11 protein-coding genes are annotated in these 19,956 nt (G+C 45.8%); 10 read left to right on the forward strand and 1 reads right to left on the reverse strand.

What is annotated here, in order from left to right:
* Nucleotides 1-283: 283 nt before the first annotated feature.
* From M1L62_RS13400 to M1L62_RS13420, 5 genes are all read left to right on the forward strand, one after another.
* The gene (locus M1L62_RS13400; protein WP_254560092.1) at nt 284-6,172 is read left to right on the forward strand and encodes an Ig-like domain-containing protein; all 5,889 of its coding nucleotides are present in this window, start codon (nt 284-286) and stop codon (nt 6,170-6,172) included.
* Nucleotides 6,173-6,397: 225 nt separating this feature from the next.
* Nucleotides 6,398-7,063 (forward strand): RNA polymerase sigma-70 factor, encoded by a 666-nt coding sequence (locus tag M1L62_RS13405; protein WP_254560093.1) that lies wholly within the window; start codon nt 6,398-6,400, stop codon nt 7,061-7,063.
* Between the two features lie 126 nt (nt 7,064-7,189).
* Nucleotides 7,190-8,194, forward strand: coding sequence for a FecR family protein (locus M1L62_RS13410; protein WP_254560094.1), 1,005 nt, complete (start codon nt 7,190-7,192; stop codon nt 8,192-8,194).
* Entirely contained in the window at nt 8,191-11,676 is a 3,486-nt protein-coding gene (locus M1L62_RS13415) for a SusC/RagA family TonB-linked outer membrane protein (RefSeq protein ID WP_254560095.1), read from the forward strand. The genes M1L62_RS13410 and M1L62_RS13415 overlap by 4 nt, the downstream gene beginning before the upstream one ends.
* A 25-nt stretch (nt 11,677-11,701) precedes the next feature.
* Nucleotides 11,702-13,285, forward strand: coding sequence for a RagB/SusD family nutrient uptake outer membrane protein (locus M1L62_RS13420; protein ID WP_254560096.1), 1,584 nt, complete (start codon nt 11,702-11,704; stop codon nt 13,283-13,285).
* A gap of 114 nt (nt 13,286-13,399) precedes the next feature.
* Here the strand turns inward: M1L62_RS13420 and M1L62_RS13425 are convergent, their stop codons facing one another.
* On the reverse strand, nt 13,400-14,272 hold the full coding sequence (locus M1L62_RS13425; protein WP_254560097.1) for an AraC family transcriptional regulator: 873 nt from the start codon (nt 14,270-14,272) through the stop codon (nt 13,400-13,402).
* Nucleotides 14,273-14,536: 264 nt separating this feature from the next.
* Between M1L62_RS13425 and M1L62_RS13430 the strand changes: the two genes are divergently transcribed.
* The 5 genes from M1L62_RS13430 to M1L62_RS13450 are packed head-to-tail and all read left to right on the forward strand — an operon-like array spanning nt 14,537 to nt 19,937.
* Nucleotides 14,537-15,763 carry an enolase C-terminal domain-like protein gene (locus tag M1L62_RS13430; RefSeq protein WP_254560098.1) on the forward strand — a complete coding sequence of 409 codons (1,227 nt, stop codon included), beginning with the start codon at nt 14,537-14,539 and terminating at the stop codon, nt 15,761-15,763.
* A 30-nt stretch (nt 15,764-15,793) separates the two neighbouring features.
* A complete protein-coding gene (locus tag M1L62_RS13435) occupies nt 15,794-16,561 on the forward strand; it encodes an SDR family NAD(P)-dependent oxidoreductase (protein ID WP_254560099.1) in 768 nt (255 codons plus the stop codon).
* Nucleotides 16,562-16,567: 6 nt separating this feature from the next.
* Entirely contained in the window at nt 16,568-16,924 is a 357-nt protein-coding gene (locus M1L62_RS13440; protein ID WP_254560100.1) for an L-rhamnose mutarotase, read from the forward strand.
* Complete coding sequence (fucP, locus tag M1L62_RS13445) at nt 16,921-18,210, forward strand: L-fucose:H+ symporter permease (RefSeq protein ID WP_254560101.1); 1,290 nt, start codon at nt 16,921-16,923, stop codon at nt 18,208-18,210. Before M1L62_RS13440 ends, fucP begins: the two co-directional genes overlap by 4 nt.
* Nucleotides 18,207-19,937 (forward strand): alpha-L-fucosidase, encoded by a 1,731-nt coding sequence (locus M1L62_RS13450; protein ID WP_254560102.1) that lies wholly within the window; start codon nt 18,207-18,209, stop codon nt 19,935-19,937. The genes fucP and M1L62_RS13450 overlap by 4 nt, the downstream gene beginning before the upstream one ends.
* Nucleotides 19,938-19,956: the final 19 nt, after the last annotated feature.

The raw sequence follows: 19,956 nt of genomic DNA on the forward strand, positions 1-19,956 counted from the left end.
CATTGGTTCCGATGAAAGGATGGTCAATAGGCCATCGTGAAATAACTGCTACTATGGCATTTCAGGAGTTAACTGCCTCAACATATTTTGTTGTAATTATAAAAATATCAAGTTTATATATGGGGATTTTACTCTGTTGATTGTCTGTAAGGCTGTCTTTTATCTTGTCATTGTAATTATTCCGAAAAATGATATGTCTTTTTGGTTAACCGGCATTTGTTTTAGAAATACAGACTGACAGGATTGAACGCAGTAAAATTACTCTTTACCAAAAACAAATGTTATGAGAAAATTAATCCGAATGATGATCCTGTTGATTGCATTTACAGGAGCCCTGAATTTTGTGGCAAACGCTCAAACCTACAACTGGAAATCGGTACGAATGGGTGGTGGCGGAAATGTGACGAGCATTAAAGCGCACCCGAAGGTGCCAAATCTCTTTTTTATCACCACCGATGTAGGTACGCCCTATCGCTGGAACCATGCGACTCAGAAATGGGAAGACCTGATGTGGTATAATAAAATACCGACGACGTACTGGAACTGGGAAGCAGCCGCCAAATGCGGAGATCTTGCTTTCGATCCGAGCGACGTAACCGGAAACATTCTTTATGCTACACATCAGACCGGAAAAGGTACGGTGCCGGGTGGTGGAACCGCTCCCGGAACGGTTATGAAATCAGTAGACCGGGGTGCTACCTGGACCGACCTTGAACTTCGGATAACAGTTCTGCCTAACAGCGACCAGACTTATACCGATCGTCTGGCTGTCGATCCGAATAATAGTAATGTCGTGTATGTAACAAGCCGCGCAAATGGTACCTATAAAAGCACGGCAGCCGGTGCCGTAGGGTCCTGGGTAAAGGTAAATACTACTTTGCCTGATTCTGTGTCCGGAAGGTTTATCTTTTTTGACAAAAGCGGAGGCGTTGTCAATGGTGTTACCCGGAACATCTTTCTGGGTGCCAAAGCGGGCGTATACCGCAGTACCGACGGAGGAAATACGTTCGCTTTGATGGCTGGTAGTCCTGGAGAGCCCCGTCGTGCAAGCATCAGCGATGACGGCACTTTTTTTGTCTCGCAATTAACTGCAACCGCAACACGTCCGTTGGGAGGTAATAAATTGAGCAAATGGAATGGAAGCAGCTGGACAGATATCTCGCCTGTAACCGGCAAAGAATTTAGTGGAGTAGGTGTGAACCCTTCCAATAGTAATGAGGTGATTGTCTCAACGACCGGTTCCTGGAATCATGATGTCTCTTACCGAAGCACGACTGGCGGCAGCGCAGGCAGCTGGTCATCGATGGTCCCTGCAACCAGGGATGCTACTGAAGCACCTCATTCCGGCGGAGATGGTGCCAATGGAAATATTGGTCATAATGTTAATGGTTTTGCCTGGGATCCGTTTAATACGGGTCAGGTCTGGTTTTCGGATATGCTTGATGTTGGCCAAACGACCAACGTATGGGCTTCAAGGGTTACCTGGAAATTGAGAAACAACGGATTGGAAGAAATTGTGGTTGCCGGTCCGTTGGTTTGCCCGCCTTCGGGTCCTAACTTTCTGATATCGACTACGGGTGATGTCGGTGGTTTTGACCATAAATCGCTTGATGTTCCACCTGCAAAGGGGATTGCCAACTTTTTTATAACCAATACAGGTTCGAATACATCCGGCGGAGCAGTACAATACAACGATCCGAACTTTATTGCACGGGTAGGGAGCGATGGCTGGAATGGCATAGGAATAGGAGGATACTCAACCGATGGCGGATTATCATACAATAAGTTTACTTCCATTGCCGGGGCAAGAGGTAGAATTGCCGTCTCTGCCACCAGCAGAAAAATGGTCTGGGTAACGCAGGGAGGCCTTACTTATCAATCTTCCAACCTCGGGACCAACTGGACTGCTGTCAACGGTATTCCTTCGGCGGTTTTAAAACCAGGAAGTATTTACGATATCTGGGCAGGGATGCAACCATTGGCTGCGGATAAGGTAAATGGTGATATCTTCTATATTTATGCAAATGGTAAAGTTTATGTCAGCACCGATGGCGGTGTGAATTTTGCAGCAGCAGCCAGCGATTTACCCAATGTAGGTAACGTGGCCCAAATGAATGTAGAAACAACTCCGGGAAAGGAAGGAGATCTCTGGATCGCATTCTCTGGCAACGGACTTTATCACTCCACCGATACGGCTAAAACCTTTACGAAAATAAATCCTACTATTATTACGAGACCGAAATGGGTTGCTGTCGGAAAGGCTGATCCGGCTGTATCGTCCAATCCGGTGATCTATGTAAGTTCGGAAGGAACTGCGATCAATGGTGTTTCTTACGGTGTTTTCCGTTCAGATGATAATGGTGCTAACTGGACGACGATCGCAAATCCTGTTCCGGGTATCCTGAGCACTATGGCGGCGGATCTGAACGGCAGAGTATATCTTGGAATTGGCGGAAATGGGATCTTTGTTGGCGAGCCGGCAGGCGGCCCGGTCGTCTCGGTATCTGTGACGCCAGCGTCCGATTCTGTTATTGTGGCTCATACTTTACAGTTGAAATCGACCTTAACACCTGTTTATCCAACCAACAGCGCTGTAAGCTGGACGTCATCTGATGCGGCCATTGCGAGTGTGGATGCTAGCGGGCTCGTAACAGGTGTAGCTGTGGGAACTGCTACGATCACCGTTACAACACAGGATGGTGGAAAAACGGCTCAAAGTATCATCAGGGTTACTGCGCCGAACGGAGTTACCGGTGTAACATTGGAACCGGCAATATCCGTAGGATTAGGAACCACACGAAACTTGACAGCAACTGTTTTGCCAGCTACGGCGACAAACAAAAATGTTTCGTGGATTTCTTCGGATACTACGGTAGCGACAATCAATGCAAGTGGTTTGGTTACAGCACTTAATTTGGGTGCAACCACCATTACCGTTACGACGCAGGATGGTGCCAAAACGGCTACCAGTGCTTTGACGGTAGGAACCGTCGTTCGCGCGAATAATTGCGGAGGACCAACCATTGGCAGTTTTATTGCTGATACACCACAGTCGGCTTCGATGTGGGTTTCATCTACTGCAACAGCGATTGATTTGGCAGCAGTTACAAATCCTGCACCGGCAGATGCCTATAAATCGCAGCGTAACAGCGGTCAGCCGCTTACTTATTCCTATGGAAATCTAATCCCGAATGCGCTTTATGTGGTACGGCTTCATTTTGCAGAAATTGCTGAGTCAATTACAGCAGGCAAAAGAAAGTTCAATGTAACGAGTCCTACGGCAGCCGATACGATACTTAAAAACTTTGATATTTTTACCACGGCCGGAGGTCGGTACAAAGGTATCGTGAGGGATTTTCAGATCCGGTCGAATGCCACGGGTGTAATCAACATTGTATTCCGTCCGATCGCCAATTTTAACTATCCTGCGATTAACGCTATTGAAGTGGGACTTACGCCGCTTACTTCGGTTTCTGTAAATCCATCGGCGGCCTCTGTCGGTGTTGCCGATACAACACGTTTAACGGCTGTGGTTTTACCGGTCAATGCGACGAATCAGCGCGTTGTCTGGACTTCTTCAAACTCTGCGGTGGTCAGTGTTGATGCTACCGGGCTGGTTAAAGGAGTTTCTCCCGGAAGTGCTGTGATTACAGCGACAACCAATGAAGGGAAAAAAACAGCCTCGTCAACGGTAACGGCTTCGAATACAGTGGTAACCGGTGTAACGGTAGATGCTACCGCAGCAGTGGGTGTAAATAATACCATCACACTTTCGGCTACCGTACAACCTGCCAACGCAACAAATAAGGTGCTCACGTGGAGTTCTTCAAACACAGGAGTGCTCACTGTCAATCAGAATGGTGCCATCACAGGCGTGGCGCCCGGAACTGCGACGATCACCGTGACAACCCAGGATGGTGGTAAAACTGCCAACAGTGTGGTGACCGTGAGTAATGTATTGATATCAACGGTAACGCTCAGCAAACCATCCGCGACGGTTGGCGTGGGAGATACGACTTCCATTAAAGCAACGGTTGCTCCGTTGAATGCAAGTAACAAAGCAGTGGTATGGAGTTCATCCAATCCGGCTGTCGCTACCGTAAGCAGTAACGGAATCGTTACCGCTGTTGCTGTCGGAACTGCTACCGTTACGGCCGCAGCACAGGATGCCGGAGGCGTTTCATCCGGTTCGGCGATAACAGTTATCAGCGCCGGAGCATGTGGTGTGCTTACGAACAATAGCTTTGAAAGCAGCTTTGTAAACTGGATCAGAAACCCGAATAATGCCGCTGCAACCATCAGTACATCGGCACAAAGCGGATTAAAAAGCGCTGCCATTACAGCCGATCAGGGAGCTATTAATTACGGAAAAACGATTCCGGTAACAGGCGGTACGGAAATTACGTTTGACGTATGGGCCAAAACAGAAGGTACGCCAAATCCTTCGAATGCTGCGCAGTTGATCATGCCATACTGGGCAGGTATCGGAATCGATTTCTATGATGCGCAGGGAGCCAAAATTACCAGTGGCACAACACAGTTCCAGGCTTATCCATCGCCAACGTCCAGCGTGTTTACCAAGTATACGGTAACCAAACTGGCACCTGCCAACGCGGCAACGATCGGTATCTGGGCTGCAAAAGCAGGTCCGAGTGGCAAGTTGTTGCTGGATGATTTCTGTCTGACCATCGCAGCACCTCCACTGGCTTCGCAAACGATTTCATTTGATCCTTTGGCTGCAAAAATCGCCGGAGACAGTGACTTTGTTGCCAATGCCGCAGCCACATCCGGTTTACCTGTAAATTATTCGAGCTCTGATACCGCTGTTGCTACCATTGTAAACGGTAAAGTTCGTCCGATCGCGCCGGGTACAGCGGTGATTACTGCAAGACAAAATGGAAATGAAAGTTTCAGTCCGGCCGAAGCAGTTAGCCAAACGCTTGCCGTTTCTTCTGGCTTGAAAGTACTTTATCAGGATGGCGACAACGGTCAGGTTGACAACAACAACGTGAAGCCTTATCTGAGTATCGCCAATCAGGGTGCTACGGCCGTGCCTTATAGTGAATTAACTATCCGCTACTGGCTGACGGCAGAGAATTTTGCAGGAATAAACAAGTGGATTGATTTCGCGCAAATTGGAAATAACAAGGTGACTATGGAGTACGTGCCACTTGAAAAACCGCGTAACGGAGCACTGGGGTATATGCTGTATCGTTTTGACAGCTCTGCGGGAAATCTTTCTGCCGGAGCCGGTTCCGGACCGATTCAGTCGAGATTTGCCAACGCGGACTGGGCCAATCTGTCTGAACAGGACGACTATTCTTACGCCAATACCGCTGCTTATGCTGAAAACCAGCATATTACTTTGTATCGCAATGGTAAGCTGTGGTATGGTGTTGAGCCTGACACCACGGCCAGCGTTCTGGATGTGAAAGTCTACTCGGAAAGCAAAAACACAAGCGCAGCCACCAATTCCATCAGTACCTGGCTTAAAATTGATAACAAAGGCAACCTGCCTGTGGATTATGCGGATTTAAGCGTTCGCTACTGGTTCACCGCAGACGGCACTTCCAGCCTAAACCACTGGGTGGATTTTGCTCAGCTGGGGGCAGGCAACATTGGAGCGCAGTTTGTTACAGGTCAGCAGTTTGTCAACGCAGATTCGTATTTTGAGTTGAAACCAGCTGCATCACTGGGTAAATTGCATCCCTTAAGCAGCACTGGAAATATTCAGTATCGTATAACCAAAGCCGACTGGTCGTCTTTTGATCAGGCTAACGATTATTCTTACAAAACTGCCGCACCTTTGGCTGAAAATAACCATATCACGCTTTACTACAAAGGTCAGTTGATTTATGGTCAGGAGCCGGCTGCGAGCGGGGCAAGAATAGGTGTTCAGTCAGAGGAGATCGCTGATAATAAGCTGACCGTGACGGTGCTCGGAAACCCTGTCGTTAAGGAGCATGCTGATCTGATTATCAGAGGTGCATCGGGATATCCGTTAAAAATGACGGTGACGGATTTGAGAGGTGTTCAGTTGTTTGAGAAAATAGTAAAAGACCCATCTCATACAGAGCAGCATGTTTTACCTCTTGGAAAAACTGCCGGTCTTTATCTGATTAACGTCACTTCGCTGAATCAGAATGTTGTGGTAAAATTGATAAAACCATAGGTTCATCCGATCAGTTGAGCTTGAAAATATCCCGGATGGAAACGTCCGGGATATTTTTATTTGCCTGAATTTCAATTTAAATGTATCCGTCAGAGTATTTATTTGTAGCATATTTGTTTTATTACTATTCTCTGAAAAAAAAATATTATTTCAGTATGGGGATAAGGCGCTCTGCCTTGTCTGTGTGATTAAATTGTTAATCCGTAGCCAGATCAATTCAATGATATGACAAATATTTCTACCCAAAAACCACCGGAGCAACCTACCGGACCAAAAATAGAAATCGATGACACCGGGCAGCAGGAGCCGGTAATACTTCATGATGAATATTTGATCCGGGAAATGTTTGGCCAGAATCCGCAGAAGGGCTGTGAGTTGCTTTTTAAGAGGTATTATGCCAATTTGTGTAACCACGCAATTCGTTTCGTTCACTCCTCAGAGGTGGCGGAAGATATTGTTTCCGAGGTTTTTGCAGCTTTCTGGCAGAATCGCACGTTTGAACAGATTAATACCTCTTACCGTGCTTATCTTTTCAAATCGGTCCGTTACCGGGCTTACAATTATCTTAAGTGGGACCTTAACCGGACTTCGCCGCTTGAAGCAGTAAATTTCTCGGTTATTACGCACACGCCCAATCCATATGAGGCCTTGCAATACAGTGAGTTGCACCAGCAGGTAGAGCGCATTATCCAGCAGTTGCCGCCGCAATGCCGCAGGGCTTACCTGATGAAACGGGTGGAAGGTAAAACACTGGAAGAAATTGCGCGGGAACTTCAAATTACGCCAAAATCTGTGGAGGCGCTCATTACACGTGCCATCGCGAGGCTACGTAATAACCTGAAAGATAGCTGGTTTTTGTGTCTGGCGATTTTGTTTTCTGCAAAATTATAAACAGGATATGGGGATAGCTGTCGGGTACTTGTCTGAATGGCAAATCAGCACAAAATGACCGGAGCGAACACATTTAAATCCGTTTGAAACTGCGACCAGACTTATAAATTATTAAAAAATATACAGATGAAAGAACCGCTATCAAAAGACCTTCTGTTTGATTTTTTTGACGGAAGGACAACATCCATGCAGCGAAAGCTTGTCGAAGACTGGCTGGCTGAACCTGAAAACGAGGAGTTTTATTATCATTGCCTGAACGAATGGGAGAGTCATCATCCACAATTTACACCGGCTGTTGACAACGCTTTTGCACGGTATCAGGCTTTAATGAATAGTGAAGAAACGATCTCCCAATCGCCGGTTAATACAGAGATAAGGACTCGACCGTTGTATCTCAGAGCATCGTTATGGGGCGCTGTTGCAGCCTGCCTTGTACTTGCCTGCGGGTTTGTTTTTCAAAAGCAGCTGCTTTATCAATCGCTTTCTTCGGCTAACGGACAAATCGCTTCCTATCAGCTTTCGGACGGAACGCAGGTGGTGCTGAATGCCAATTCTGTGTTAAGGATTCCAAGATTTGGTTTCGGTGATGGAACCCGCAAAGTGATACTTGAAGGTGAGGCCGAATTTAAAGTAATCCACACAGAAGAAAACAGCCGTTTTGTGGTAGCCATGGACAATGATTATTCCATTGAAGTGCTTGGTACCGAGTTTGTTGCTTTTTCCCGTGAGCGCGGCACGAAAGTGTTTTTGACAAAAGGGAAGGTAAAATTAAGTTTGCCGCGTGGAAAACAGCTTTATATGAAACCCGGAAATCTATTCGTAGCCGGACGTAATGGCCAGTTTTCGGTAACACCGTCTGTGGCAGCTGAGCAGTTTACCGCCTTCAAAAGAGAGATGTTTTATTTTGATAATACGCTGCTCTCTGAGGTTGTCCAGCAAATGAATGACCGTTTTAAAGTGAATGTACGTATATCCGATCCCGTTTTGGCGCGTCATCGCATCGGTGGTGTCTACAAGGCCCGGCAAGCGGATGATCTTTTGGAAATACTATCCGAGCTGCTTCATCTGGAAGTGGTAAAACATGAAGAATATATCGAATTAAGAAAATCAGATAACCATCTTAATCCATGACGAAAAGATTTTTACAAAAAACCGGCATTGTGCTAAGCATGTTATCGGTTCAGCAGCTTAGTATGGCCCAGCTTGTTTCCTTTGCAAGGCCGGTTGAGGTTTCTCAGTCTAAGCAACTCGGGACACGAATCAATGCAAAAAGTTTAAAGGATTTTCTGGCCGATTTGGGCAAGCAGTATCAGGTAAGTATTTTGTATGAGGAAAAAAATATCATCAATATCATGGTGCGGGATCAGGAACTTCCGGCCAACGCCAACCTGGAAAAAAAGCTTGCCGATATTTTAAAACCTTATAACCTGCGGTTTAAAAAGGCAGGAAAAGAAGCTTACGTAATTATCCCAAGAAACGAAAAAAGAGCGGTTGAGGCTGCCATGGCAATGCTGGAAAAGGAAACCGCGATGACGACCTCCTCTTTTGAATCCATTAAAGAAACGGCAACAACGATAAACCGTATCGTGCGGCCGGACGAGACCATTATCCGTGGAAAAGTTACCGATGAAAAAGGGGAGTCTTTGCCGGGTGTGAGTGTGGTGTTAAAGGGTTCGCAGCGTGGTGTTATTACGGATGCTGCCGGCAAGTTCGAGATTTTGACAGGTACACCGGATGCCGTTCTTATTTTTTCATTTGTAGGATATCTTCCCAAGGAAGAAATTGTTGCTAACCGATCGGTGGTGGATATTACGCTTTTGATTGATGATAAGACGCTGGAAGAGGTGGTGGTGATTGGTTATGGAACAGCTAAGAAAAAGGATCTGACAGGAGCAGTATCGGTAGTCGGTCGGAAGGAATTCGGTGACGTGGCGGCAACTTCTGCGCAGCAGCTTTTACAGGGTAAAATTGCAGGCGTGCAGGTTATTAATTCCAGTGGATTGCCCGGTGCTAATGCCAAAATTGTTATCCGGGGCATAGGTTCCCTGACCAATTCTGACCCTCTTTATGTCATTGACGGGATTCAGGGTGGTGATATCAATTCAGTGAGTCCCTATGATATTCAGGATATTACGGTATTAAAGGATGCAGCATCGGTCGCTATTTATGGGTCGTCAGCGGCGAATGGAGTTGTTTTGATTACCACCAAAAAAGGCAAAGCAGGTACGCCGAAAGTCACCTACAATGGCTACGTCGGGCTGGCCCGGCCGTGGAAAAAACTGGATATGCTTAACGCCAGTCAATATGTGCAGTTGGTGAAGGATATTGACAATGCGCAGGGAAACAAGGTGCCCGAGAAGCTGAATACGCCTTACGTGCAGGAAACGCGCACAGATTGGCAAAATGAGATTTTCAGAACGGCCAAAATAACGGAACACCATGTGAACGTGACCGGCGGGAGCGAGAAAGCGACGTATAACTTTTCAGCAGGTTATGCCAATCAGGAAGGTATCATGAGAAATTATGGCTATCAGCGGATCAACCTGCGCACCCAGCTGGAAGAGCAAATCGGGAAGCGTATCCGTTTGGGGCAAACCATCAATTTTAAATATAACCGGACGACGGGTAATGCGCCAAGTTTTGTGGAGGCGCTGCGCATGCCACCTTATGCGCCGACAATGGATCCGACCAACCTGGGTGGATACAGCAAAGTGACCACGATTATTGATCAAAACGATGCGTTGAATCCGCTTCCGGGTATTTACCTGACAGAAAGGTTGTCGAGAGGGATCTCTAATCTGTTTCAGCTTTGGGGTGAGCTGGAAATTATCAATGGGTTGAAATTCCGGACGCAGGCTAACATCGGTCTTTCGAGCAGTAACAGCTATAATTACACAGGTGAGTATCTGAATGGCAACACGAAAGTTGATAGAAAAATTGACGAAAGTTACGGTTTCTCAGTTTCGCCGATCGTTGAGAATATCCTGTCATACAATAAAACGCTGGGTCGTCATGATTTTAGTCTGATGGTGGGAAACACCTTCAATGAGGGCAACAGAAGCCGCGGTGTCAATTTAACAGGAGCTGGTTTTACAAATGATCTTATCAAACAGATCGGTGTATCCAAAAGTAACAGCATCACGGGTGCCAGCTCCGGAATTTATGCTTCACGTTCTTATTTTGGCAGAGTTACCTATGCTTTTCAGGACAAGTATCTGGTGAATGCATCGCTGCGTCAGGATATTAATCCGGCCTTTGGGAAGGCTTACCGCAAAGGAAATTTCCCTTCGGTTGGGGTAGCATGGAAAGTAGCTAACGAGCCTTTTATGAAAAATGTATCATTTATTTCGGATCTGAAAATCCGAGGAAGCTGGGGGGTAACGGGCAATGCAAGCATCGGACTTTTCCTTACCGATCCGACTGTTTATCGGGGATATGGCAATAACAACATTGTTTATTCTTTTGGAGACAACAAAGCCTTTTCGCAGGGCGCTACGATTACCCGGGTTCCTAATCCGTTCCTGAAATGGGAGGAAACAACACAAACCGACTTTGGGCTTGATTTCGGATTGTTGAGAAACAGAATCCAGATCAGTTTTGATTATTATAAACGCAATAGTAAGGACCTTTTGCTTGATGTAAAACTTCCGGTTTCGACGGGGCTCGGTGATATTTATTCCGATGCAAGTATGGTGCAAAATGCGGCCAATGCAGTTAATAAGGGCTTTGAATCCGCGATTTCTTTTAACGGGCAGGCAGGCGATTTCAATTACAGCATTTCGGCCAATGCAGGTTTTAATAAAAATAATGTGGTATCCCTTGGCAATGGCGGTCCGATTGTAAGCGGTACTACCAACGGAGGAATCAATATTACCAAAACTGATGTCGGCGCTGCCATTGGTTCATTCTACGGCTTTGAAGTGGATCATGTGGTTTCCAGTGCCGCGGAGGTAGCAACCTACAACGAACTTGCAGTGGGCAAAGGATTCAAGAGTTATCAGGAAGGGTTAAAAGCTGGCGATATCGTGTATAAAGACAATAACGGAGACGGCCAGATCACGGACGCGGACCAGAAGTTTCTGGGTTCAGCTATTCCGAAATGGACTTATGGCGGTTCTCTTAATATTTCCTACAAAGCATTTGACCTTTCTATGGGATTGGCCGGTATCGGGAATGTTAAAGTTTATAATGCGATGCGTTACTGGACAGAGGGCACGACCCGTCCGTTTAACTCCTCCACAGCGGTGTTGTCTGCCTGGAAAAATGAGGGTGATGTTACAGATATGCCACGATCAGGCCAGAACACACCATCAAACCTGCGGGCTTCCGACCGGTTTCTGGAAAATGGATCTTTTATGCGCCTGAGAAATCTGACAGTTGGTTATTCCATTCCGAAAGCGGCATTGAACAGCGTGGCAGGAAAGACATTTTCAAGCTTCCGCCTTTACGTGACGGCCATGAATTTACTTACTGTGACCAACTACAAAGGATATGATCCGGAGGTAAGTGCCGTCAGCAGCGATGCTAAGTCGTTTATTTTTACAAGAGGGGTTGATATGGGGCAGTATCCTCAGCCGCGTACTTTCATGGTAGGGCTTCAGGTTGGTTTTTAAATCTTACAATTAATTCTTTGTCATCATGAAAAAGCATATACTCTTTCTGGCAACGCTGGGTTTTCTGGCAACCGGCTGTGATAATTCTCTGGACAATGTTCAAAATCAGACCAACTATAACGATGATACCTATTTTACAACGGTACCGACGATCGGTGAAGCGGTCACGGCGACTTATGGCCTGTTGCTTTACAAGGGACTTTATTCGCGGGATTTTTATTACCTGATGGACCTGACCGGCAATGAAGCGGAAGCAGATGCACCGTTGCTGGGCGATGTGTTGCAGCTCCACGATTATAGTTACGCGTCCAATCACGCACAGATTAACGATCTTTGGTCGACAACCTATAAAATGACTTTGCGGGCTAATCTGGTCATTTCCAAAGCCGCGAAAGTGGTACCGGTTTCCGATGCTGAGAAGACAAAGCTTCAACAATATGTCTCCGAAGCTTATTTTTTGAAGGCATATGCCGAGTTTTTATTGGTGACGCTCTGGGGAAGAGTCCCGATCCGTAAAGATTATGAAGGGACAAGTGAGTTTTACCTGAGCAGATCTTCCGTGGAGGAGGTTTGGAAACAGATCGAATCGGATTTGAAAAACGCAGCGGATGGCCTGCCGGTTATTTACGCCAACAGCGCGACGGATCTTGGACGTGCCACCAAAGGCGCAGCGATTGCATTACTTGGTAAATCTTATTTGTATCAAAAGAAATACGCAGAAGCCGCGGCTCAGTTTGAACTGTTGACCAAGACGCCGTTTACATATGATCTTGTTAAAAACCTGGATGAGCTTTTTACCAAATCGCCGGTGAAAAATGCCGAGACTGTCTTTGATGTTCCGCATAAAGCCTGGGGAGGTTGGGGAGAAGGGAGCCCTTATTACATGTTTGGTTCGCAGGAAGGATCGACAAGCGGTAAAAACACGCTAACCGGCCGTGCGATGGAGTATGGCTGGAACGACTGGCGAAATGTTTTCATATCAGACGCGTCTGTGAAAGCTTTTACCTACACCGATGAAGCGGGTGCCACTTTTGTAGACCCGCGTGCTAAAAATACGTTTTATGGCGACGCTGCCAGTGGAGGAGATGTTACCTTTTGCGATAACTGCACGGGAGGCGTTAAAACTTATCCGTTTGCAGAAAACGGAAACGGTTACCGTTGGAGAAAGTATCAGCCTTATGAATACAAGGAAAAAGCGGAGCTGCCACAGTCCGATATCAACTCGCAGATTATCCGTTACGCAGACGTACTTTTGATGCTGGCAGAATCCTATATCAATCTTGGGAAAACAGGTGACGCACTGCCACTGATCAACAAAGTAAGAACCCGGTCTGGTGCTTTTGCTTATACGGCGCTGGGCAGTAAAGAGGAGGCATTCAAAAAACTGATGCTTGAAAGACAACTGGAATTGGTAGGCGAGCAGGTTCGCTTTTTTGACCTCGTGCGATGGGGTATTGCAAAAAATACGCTCAATGCGGAGAAAAAGGTTAAGTATCCAACAGGAACTCAGCTATTTTTTCAGGACAAACACGTGCTTTTTCCTATTCCGTTAACAGAGAAAAATACAAACCCGGCCGTAGCTAAGGACATTGTAAACGACTGGAATTAATAGTATAAGTCAATCATCAGAGGCGTTAAGATCTTGTTCACTTGTGAGCTCGATTTTAGCGCCTCTGTTTTTTTGTTACATGATGATTTCTTTTTTTGGAGATTCTTTACCAACCTAATTTTTTATCAAACACAAGCTTCTATACTCTTTGGGTGCCACTTTATTAATTTTCTTAAAACAGCGGTTGAAATAGGATATGTTCGTGTAACCACATTCAAGGGCGATTTGAGTCACGGGCAGATCAGATTGTTGTAAAAGTTTGCAGGCAAAACTGATGCGCACTTCGTTCAGGAAATCTGAGAAAGTCCTGTTGGTAAGTGTTTTGAAAAAACGGCAGAAGGAGTGGATTTGTAATCCGGATACCGAAGCCGCCTGTTGTAGTGTGATTTCATCCTTGAAGTTTTGTTGAATGTAATGCATAAGTTTATGTACGCGGCCCGGAGCCTGACCTGAATAGGCAGAAAGCAGGCTGGGAACATTCAGCCAAATGAGTTCTTCCGGGTCCAGCAGGTGATTTAATATCTGTGTGAATGAAGCCAGTAAAGTAATGTTTTTCTGCTCAGGCATCTTTTTCAGAATGTCCGTTATCAGGATTTTCTTGGCGCCGCATATACTGATGCCCCTTGCAGACTCAGTAAAAAATTGCCGTAACTCCTTCGTGTCTATGAGTCCTTCCAATTTTTCGCTCAATACATCGGGATTGATATAAAGTGCTATCGATATTGCGTCATTCCCACCGGAACCAGGCTCGGGTTTGCTATACCAAACATGAGGAACGTTTGGTCCCACGAATGTCAGATCGCCTTCTTCAAAATGCTCGATCGAGTCGCCAATAATGCGCGTGCCAGACCCCGACAAAACATAAACCAGTTGACATTCGGTGTGAAAGTGAAAGTCAGTTGAAAAATATGGCCTGACAATTTTCTTTACGACAAATGGTCTTCTTGACTGTGCAAAATCGGGGAGAAGCGTGTAAGTGGCTTTCATATTTCAAAAAATTCAAAGATCATGCAAACATAGTATTATAAAAAATCAATCTGTAATCAACTTGATGGATAATAGGGTAATAGTTTTGTATAAAATCTGTAATAGATTAATCATGTAATAAATGTCTGTATGGTTGTTTAGGATTTGTTATGCGTATTTTATTTTATAATGATCTGTTTATAAGTGTTTTGTGTTTGGAGTGAAGCTTGCTGATTAGTACATGTTTTTAATTTTTTAAATTAGTATCATATTGACATTTTATAAATGCATATCACGGCAATAGAAGTAAAGGACAAAAGATTTGATCTGGCTGATGGTGCTGGTTCGGATGCCACACACACGACCCCACAATATGCTTATGCAGTCTGTTGCCTTAAAACAGATAATGGCACAACCGGTTACGGTCTGGCGTTTACATTGGGTGCAGGCACCGATTTGGTCTGTAAGGCAATCGAATATCTTTCGGGATCACTCGTGGGGCGGGAAATTGAGGAGCTGATGTCAGACTTTGGGACCGTGTATCGTAAGATTGTCGACTCGCCTTCATTTCGCTGGCTTGGACCGCATAAGGGGGTGGTGCATCTGGCACTTGCGGCTGTTGTGAATGCGTGTTATGATCTGTGGGCTAAGTCGCGACATGTACCTTTGTGGAAGCTGCTTTTGGATTTAACGCCCGAGCAACTTGTTAACACCCTGGATTTAAGTTATCTGGAAGAGGTGTTGACGAAAGAGCAGGCGATCTCTTTACTGACTGAAAATCTTTCCGGTCGTGAAGCACGTAACAGGGTTTTGTCAACGGGTTATAGGGGTTATGACACTTCGGTTGGATGGTTTAATTATTCGGATGAGAAGATTGTTGCAAACACCAAAAAAGCCATGGATAGTGGATTTTCCGCATTGAAACTGAAAGTGGGCTCTGACGATCCGCTGCGGGACATCCGCCGGGCTGGCCTGATACGAAAAACTGCGGGAGATAAGGCAACAATCATGGTGGATGCAAACCAGAAGTGGAACGTGCCCGAAGCATTGGATATTTGCCGGCGTTTGGGTGAAATCAACCCGTTCTGGATTGAAGAGCCTACGCATCCCGACGATGTGATTGGTCACCAGAGCATTGCCAGGGCCATTGCGCCGCTAAAAGTGGCGACGGGAGAACATATTCCAAATAAGGTTATCTTTAAAAACTTCTTTCAGGCCAAAGCGATGGATTTTTGTCAGGTCGATGCGGTGAGAGTGGGCGGGATTTCGGAGTTTTTGACGATCAGTCTGCTTTCGAAAAGCATGGGAATTCCCGTGGTGCCGCATGTTGGTGATATGGGACAGATTCATCAGCATCTGGTATTATTCAATCACATTGGGATGAACCACGAGCATTTGTTTTTGGAACATATACCGCATTTAAAGCAGTATTTTGTCAATCCGGCAGACATCGTGGATGCTTATTATCAGGTACCGCAGACGCCGGGCAGCAGCAGTGACCTGAAAGACTGAACGATTATAGAGTTTATTGTAAAAGGTGATATGGGTGTACTAATCGATAAAGTGATTTTTCTTACCGGAGGAGCCGCCGGTATTGGTAAGGAATGCTGCAAGGCATATCTGAAAGCAGGCGGAAAAGTGGCGGTGATGGATTCTGATGAAAATGCGCTGAAGATACTTGCAACTGAATTTCCGGAAAGCCTATTGCTGACGTGCGCGGGAGATGTGAGATCGGGGAGTGATGTAAAATCTGCGCTTGAAAAGACGATCGAAAAATTTGATAAAATTGATGTCATCCACAACAACGCCGGTATTGCCAGCCCTTCCAAACCACTGGATCAAACCAGCGAGCAAGAGTGGGAGGGACTGTTTGCGGTGAATCTGAAAAGCGTTTTCTGGACAACTAAACACGGTATCGACTATCTGAAACAATCCCGCGGCTGTATTCTGAACACGAGCAGTATGGTCGGTGAGATCGGGCAGGAAAATCACGCCGCTTACGTGGCTACCAAAGGGGCCATGAGCGCGCTGACCAAAGCGATGGCACTTGATTATGCACCGTTTGGTGTACGCGTGAATGCTGTTTGTCCGGCCGGGGTATGGACGCCGATGTTGAAAAAATGGGTGGGGGAGCAGCCAAATCCGGGAGAAATTGAATCTTATCTGAATAACATACACCCCCTTGGTTACTGCCCGGAAGGAGATGTCATTGCTGATGTAGCGGTTTTTCTGATCTCCGATGCAGCCCGGTTTGTGACTGGCAACATCATGCCTGTAAGCGGTGGTGCGGAATTGGGATATAAAAGATAAACCATTATGTCTGTAAAAAGAACCTGTATGGCGCTGGATCTGAGAGACGACCAGAAACTCATCGACGCCTACGAACAATATCATCGTCCGGGCCATATCTGGCCCGAAATTCCTGAGGGCATCAGGCAGGCTGGTGTCCTGGATATGCAAATCTATCGGATCGGCACCAGGCTTTTTATGATTGTCGATCATGAAGAGAATAGCAGTCTGGCTGAAACTTTTGAAAAAATGGGTGACATGCCAAGACAGCCGGAATGGGCCGCATTAATGGCCGGATTTCAGAAAACACTTCCTGAGGCAAAACCGGGCGAGCAATGGGTAGCCATGGAGCCGGTGTTTCTACTAAATGAGCATCTTAAATGAAAAATCGAAATTCGGTGATCGTGCCCTTATTGGTGGTAATGAGTTTGATGTTTATCTGGAACCTCAGTCGGAATATCAATGACATACTGATTCCGCACCTTAAACGCGCTTGCCAGTTGACCGACTTTCAATCATCTCTGGTTCAGTCAGCTTTCTTTGGTGGTTATTTTTTGCTGGCGTTGCCGGTCGGACAATTTATCAGTAAATATGGATACAAAGCTGGCATGGTTACAGGTCTGCTGACCGCAGCCGTTGGTGCTTTTTTGTTCTTTCCTGCTGCTGAGATACGTTATTACCCGCTTTTTCTGGGAGCACTTTTCATTATGGCTGCGGGATTTACGTTTCTGGAAGTGACCGCTACGCCATATGTGTCGGTGCTTGGTGATCCCGAACGCGCATCCAGCCGACTAAGTCTGGCTTCTGCCGTAGGCTCTTTGGGTGCTACGATTGGCCCTTTTATCGGTAGCCAGTTTTTGCTTCATGCCACAGAAGTTTCACCAGCTACGGTTGCAGAATTCACGCCTTCCGAGCTTGGTCAATATCTTAATGCAGAAGCGCAGTTGGTGAAAACTCCGTATTTGAGTTTGGCGGGCTTATTTGTCGTTATTGGCATACTGCTGTGTTTTGTCAAACTGCCGAAGATTGAAGAAGGCAATGAAACATCCGGTAGTTTGAAATCAGTTTTCAAATTCAGGCATACCATTCTGGGGGCTTTGGGTGTTTTTTGTTATCTGGGAGCGGAAGTGGGGATCGTGAGTTTTATGATCCGTTATGCCAAATCATCCGGAATTCCCGGTCTGACCGAGCAGAGTGCCGCCTTGTTTATTACTTTATACATGGCTTTGGTATTAATCGGTCGCCTGGGCGGTGCTTACTGGCTGCGGCGCGTCAATCCACCGAAAATGCTTGCATTGTGTGCTGTGGCAGCTATCGTTTTGATTTTTGTTTCACTGTTAACAGCGGGTTATTTGTCGGTTTATGCCATTGCTTTCGTAGGTCTTTTTACCTCCGTGATGTATCCGATTTTATTCACACTTAGCATAAAAGACCTGGGAGCTTTTACAAAAACCGGCTCGTCGCTGATTATAATGAGTATTGTCGGAGGGGCCGTGATACCGCCTGTTATGGGTTTAATTTCAGATTCATTTACTATAAAACATGCATTCCTAATCCCTGTAATCTGTTACGCTTATCTGGTGTATTACGCAAAATCGGGTCATCGTATCCGCCGTGATATGGCAGAAAAACGTTCAGGAAATATTAATCTCAATCGTCCGGTTTTATGAAAAAAATTATTCTCTCGTTACTCCTTACATGTTCTGTTTTTCAGGTTTTTTCCCAAAACGGGATGCCGTTATCTGATAGGTTGAAATGGTGGCAAGATTCAAAAATGGGACTTTTTATTCACTGGGGACCTGTTTCTCTGATCGGAAAGGAAATCAGCTGGTCGAGACAGGAATATGGTACTGCCAAATATGACTCGCTTTACAGACGATTTAATCCAACAAAGTTTAACGCCAAAGAATGGGTGGCTCTTGCCAAGGCATCGGGAATGAAATACATCGTATTGACGGCCAAACACCATGATGGTTTTTGTTTGTTCGAAACGAAAACGACCGATTATAATATCATGAACACACCTTTCGGACGCGATGTTTGTAAAGAGCTGGCGCAGGCTGCGCATGAGGCAAACATGCCGATATGCTGGTATTTTTCGGTGGCCGATTGGAAAGATCCCGACTGTCGTAACCCCAAAACGAATGATGTTTTTTCAGAACGGGTTTTGGATCAGGTGCGGGAGTTGTTGACGAATTATGGTAAAATAAGTTTGTTATGGATTGATTTTGAAGGCTGGCCAAGCCCGGTAGCTCCGAAAAAAGTTTTTAACCTGGCCAGAAAGTTGCAGCCGGAAATCATCATCAACAACAGACTGGAACCCTTTACGCCTGACGAGTCCCACGGTTATGTGGGGAAATATGCAGATTATGCCACGCCTGAGGGTTTTGTGGCTGGTTATGGCAAAACGGCCTGGGAAACCTGTACCAACATGGGGCACCAATGGGCGTGGAAATTCAACGATCAGCCTCGCAGTCTTAAAGAATCCGTGCATACACTGCTGCGTTGTGTAGGTGGAAACGGAAATTTATTGTTCAATATCGGACCGGACAGCACGGGTGTTTTTCCGGAAGATTTTGCAGCGAGAGCGCGTGAAATGGGTAGCTGGACCACAAAAAACCAGCAGGTGATTTATAATACAAAAGGCGGCGTGTATACACCCGGGGTAAATTATGTCAGTTCCTTTAAAAACAATAAGTTATATGTTCATTTGTTAACCAATTCAGAAACTGAATTAACGTTACCTGCTATTGGAGCAAAGGTCAAAAGTGCAGCTTTGCTTGACGGGACAAAGATCAGTTTCAAGCAAACTAATAAGGATTTGAAACTAAGTTTTCTAGGCGATAAAATGGATCCTGTCGCCACGATAGCGGTTTTAACCATGGATCAGAATTTGTCGGCTTTGGCACCCATTACGCCGTTCTCAACTTCCGGTTCGGTTGCATATGGCAAAAAAGCTACGGCTTCAAGTTCCGTAGGGCAATTTTACCATGATCCCGCAGCAGCTTTTGACGATAACCCCAAAACAAGCTGGAAAATAGGGCGTAAAAAAAATGTGGATTTTGACAAACTTTATGGTAAGGATGTACATTACTTATCCGATGATATTCTTGCGGTATATGAGCCGTCGGGCTGGCTGGAGGTAGACTTGGGCAAACCTCAGGTGGTTGGTAAAGTAAAACTTGGCGAAACCAGATACAGCGATTCGGAAATCAGGAAATTCCAAGTACAATATCAGGCAGATGGTAAATGGGTAAATTTGGCTGATGGTAATAAAATGGGAGATTGGAACCAGGAATTTAAACCTGTTACTGCCCAAAAATTCAGACTGGTTATCGACGAATATTACAGGTATTTTGGGGTGAATGAATTTGAGTTGTTTCCGCCAACGAAATAAATCCGGTTTTTGGACCTGT

It is taken from the genome of Dyadobacter diqingensis (genome assembly GCF_024220585.1).
Lineage (GTDB): Bacteria > Bacteroidota > Bacteroidia > Cytophagales > Spirosomataceae > Dyadobacter > Dyadobacter diqingensis.

Bases quoted from the DNA above. Each gene is read 5' to 3' on its own strand.
- M1L62_RS13400 (WP_254560092.1), top strand. From the start codon at position 284: ATGAGAAAATTAATCCGAATGATGATCCTGTTGATTGCATTTACAGGA.
- M1L62_RS13405 (WP_254560093.1), top strand. From the start codon at position 6,398: ATGACAAATATTTCTACCCAAAAACCACCGGAGCAACCTACCGGACCA.
- M1L62_RS13410 (WP_254560094.1), top strand. From the start codon at position 7,190: ATGAAAGAACCGCTATCAAAAGACCTTCTGTTTGATTTTTTTGACGGA.
- M1L62_RS13415 (WP_254560095.1), top strand. From the start codon at position 8,191: ATGACGAAAAGATTTTTACAAAAAACCGGCATTGTGCTAAGCATGTTA.
- M1L62_RS13420 (WP_254560096.1), top strand. From the start codon at position 11,702: ATGAAAAAGCATATACTCTTTCTGGCAACGCTGGGTTTTCTGGCAACC.
- M1L62_RS13425 (WP_254560097.1), bottom strand. From the start codon at position 14,272: ATGAAAGCCACTTACACGCTTCTCCCCGATTTTGCACAGTCAAGAAGA.
- M1L62_RS13430 (WP_254560098.1), top strand. From the start codon at position 14,537: ATGCATATCACGGCAATAGAAGTAAAGGACAAAAGATTTGATCTGGCT.
- M1L62_RS13435 (WP_254560099.1), top strand. From the start codon at position 15,794: ATGGGTGTACTAATCGATAAAGTGATTTTTCTTACCGGAGGAGCCGCC.
- M1L62_RS13440 (WP_254560100.1), top strand. From the start codon at position 16,568: ATGTCTGTAAAAAGAACCTGTATGGCGCTGGATCTGAGAGACGACCAG.
- fucP (WP_254560101.1), top strand. From the start codon at position 16,921: ATGAAAAATCGAAATTCGGTGATCGTGCCCTTATTGGTGGTAATGAGT.
- M1L62_RS13450 (WP_254560102.1), top strand. From the start codon at position 18,207: ATGAAAAAAATTATTCTCTCGTTACTCCTTACATGTTCTGTTTTTCAG.